Source organism: Quisquiliibacterium sp. (genome assembly GCF_982640115.1).
On record NZ_CEXFHW010000286.1, the window covers coordinates 1 to 3,155 of the forward strand.

At 71.8% G+C, this 3,155-nt stretch carries 1 protein-coding gene; it reads right to left on the reverse strand.

The window, feature by feature from the left end; genetic code table 11:
* Nucleotides 1-2,891: Rne/Rng family ribonuclease (locus AC2H6A_RS18985; RefSeq protein ID WP_484275280.1), on the reverse strand; the 2,891-nt coding region annotated here is incomplete at its 3' end.
* Nucleotides 2,892-3,155: the final 264 nt, after the last annotated feature.

Sequence of the window (3,155 nt, forward strand, 5' to 3'; positions counted from 1 at the left end):
GCTGCAGCCGGTGCCGGCGCAGGCGCAGGCGCAGGCGGGGCGGCCACCGGGGCGGCTGCCGGCAAGGGCACTGTCTCGATGGCCGGCGTTGCCGCCTCGGCGATCGGGGCCTCGGCGATCGGGGCCTCGGTGGATGCAGCGACCGGGGCTGGTGCCGCAGCTGCGGGCTCGGCGAGGGCGGGTTCGGCCGCCAGGCTCACCGGCTCGATCGCGGGCTGCGGCATCAGCGCGACCGGTTCTGCCGGACGGGCAGGCGCCGGGCTGGCCTCGGCTGCCGCCGCGACCGCCACCACGGGTTCGATGGCGGGGACTTCGCTGGCCGCAGGCGAGGCTTCAGGACGGACCTCGGCGTCGGGGGCAGCGTCGGCACGGCTGGCATCGGCATCGGCATCGTCACGAGCGCCGTCAGCCTCCACCGCACCGCTGGCTTCGCCGTCGTTGCCGCGACCGCCACGGCGACCTCGGCGGCGGCGGGAACGACGGCGCTCCTCACCGTCGGGGCCGAGCTCGCGCTCATCGGCTGCGCCTTCCGCGGCGCCGCTGCTGATGGCGCCCTCGGGGGCCGCGCCCGTGCTCATGGCCGGCGCACTGCCGGCGACCGCGTCGCCGGTGCCGCCAGCCGGAGCGGCTGCCGCGGCGCCGGCTGGCGCGGCGTCTGCGCCCAGCGCGGCGGTGCCGGCCAGCGGATTGGCGAGGGCCTCGCCATCCTCGCGTGCCCCGTCACGCGGCCCACGCCGACCCCGGCGCGGTTCACCTCGCGGCCCGCGGCCGCGATCCTCGCGCGGCTCGCGGCTTTCGGCGCGCGTGGCGCCGTCAGCCTCGCGGGGGCTGCTGGGGGTCTCGCCCGTCACCTCGTCGGTCGCCGGACGCGGTCCGCGACCGCCATCGCGGCGCGAGTCGCCGCGCGGCGGCCGGTCTTCCCGACCACGACCTTCCTCCCGGGGGCCGCGGTCATCGCGGCCTGCGGCGCGGGGGCGTTCGTCCCGGCCTTCACGGCCTTCGCGCGGACGATCGCTTCGCCCGCGACCCCGGCCATCACGGCGGCCGTCCTCACGCGGCCGGCGCGGGGTTTCGGTGCCGGCGCCCTCCGGTTGGGCGGGCGCGGCGACCGGTGCTGCCGCTGCGGCTGCCGGGGCGGCAGCCTCGGGCTTGCGCCGGAAAATGCGCATGAAGCGTCCGAACAGGCCTTCCTCGTCGGCCGGCGCGGCACGCATCTCGGGCGGTGGCGGCGCGGCCGGGGCAGGTGCCGGTGCGGGCACCGCCGGGGTGCTGGCCTGCGGCGCCGGTTGCGACGGCGTGACCCCCTTGACCATGGCCTCCTGACGGGCCTTGGCACCCTCGAATTTCGAGTCGAGATAAGCGTTGTCTTCGGTGGGGCCGCCCGCCAGGGCGTAGCTGGCGCGGTAGGTGTTCAGGCGCTCGTCGTCATGTCGCAGGCGCTCGAGCGTGTAATGCGGGGTCTCGAGGTGCTTGTTGGGAATGAGCACCACCTCGACCTTGAGGCGCGCCTCGAGCTTGGCGATCTCGGCACGCTTCTCGTTGAGCAGGTAGGTGGCCACCTCGACCGGCACCTGGGCGTGCACGGTGGCGGTGTTCTCCTTCATGGCCTCCTCCTGGATCACCCGCAGCACATGCAGGGCGGAGGATTCGGTGTCGCGGATCACGCCGGTGCCGTTGCAGCGCGGGCAGGTGATGTGGGTGCCCTCGTTGAGCGCCGGTCGCAGCCGCTGGCGGGAAAGCTCCATGAGGCCGAAGCGCGAGATCTTGCCCATCTGGACCCGGGCGCGGTCGTAGTGCAGGGCGTCTTTCAGCCGCTGCTCGACCTCGCGCTGGTTCTTCGAGCTCTCCATGTCGATGAAGTCGATCACGATCAGCCCGCCGAGGTCACGCAGCCGCATCTGGCGCGCAGCCTCGTCGGCCGCCTCGAGGTTGGTGCGCAGCGCGGTCTCCTCGATGTCGCCGCCCTTGGTGGCGCGCGCCGAGTTGACGTCGATGGCCACCAGCGCCTCGGTATGATCGATCACGATCGCGCCACCCGAGGGAAGCGGCACCACCCGGGAATAGGCGGTCTCGATCTGGTGCTCGATCTGGAAGCGCGAGAACAGCGGGATGTCGTCCTGGTAGCGCTTCACCTTGCCGACGTTGTCCGGCATGACGTGGGCCATGAACTGATGGGCCTGGTCATGGATGTCCTCGGTGTCGATCAGCAGCTCGCCGATGTCCGAGGTGAAGTAGTCGCGGATGGCGCGGATCACCAGGCTGGACTCCTGGTAGATCAGGAACGCGCCTGGCGCCGAGCCGGCAGCCTGCTCGATCGCGCGCCACAGCTGCAGCAGGTAGTTGAGGTCCCACTGCAGTTCCTCGGCATTGCGGCCGATGCCCGCGGTACGGGCGATCATGCTCATGCCGGCCGGGATCTCCAGCTTGTCCATGGTCTCGCGCAATTCCTGGCGGTCTTCGCCCTCGACCCGACGCGAGACGCCGCCGCCGCGCGGGTTGTTGGGCATCAGCACCAGGTAGCGCCCGGCCAGCGAGATGTAGGTGGTGAGCGCGGCGCCCTTGTTGCCGCGTTCTTCCTTGTCGACCTGGACGATGACCTGCTGGCCTTCCTCCAGGACATCCTGGATGCGGCCGCGGCTGACATCGGCACCCTGCTTGAAGAAGGCCTTGGAGATTTCCTTGAAGGGCAGGAAGCCGTGACGCTCCTCGCCGTAGTTGACGAAGCAGGCCTCGAGGCTGGGCTCGACGCGGGTGATCACGCCCTTGTAGATGTTGCTCTTGCGCGATTCATGACCGGCCGACTCGATGTCGATGTCGATGAGCTTCTGGCCGTCGACGATGGCAACCCGCAACTCCTCGGAGTGGGTTGCGTTGAACAGCATGCGTTTCATGGGTATTCCGCTCCAGTGCGCCGGAGGCGCAGCCCGGCTGGGGCTGGCGGAACACGCCCCGCATCGCGGGGCCGACTCACGCGAGAGGGGGCCGGCTCAGTGAGCCGGCAGACCGGATCGTGGGACTGAGGGCAGTGGCGATAGCCTGCGTGATCCGCCGCGAGGGCCGCTGGGCCGAAGCGCACCGGGCCGCGCACGATGGGGCGGCAGGGTGGTCAGGCACGGTGGGCCAAGGGAAATTCGCATGCTCCGGTCGGCCCTGCC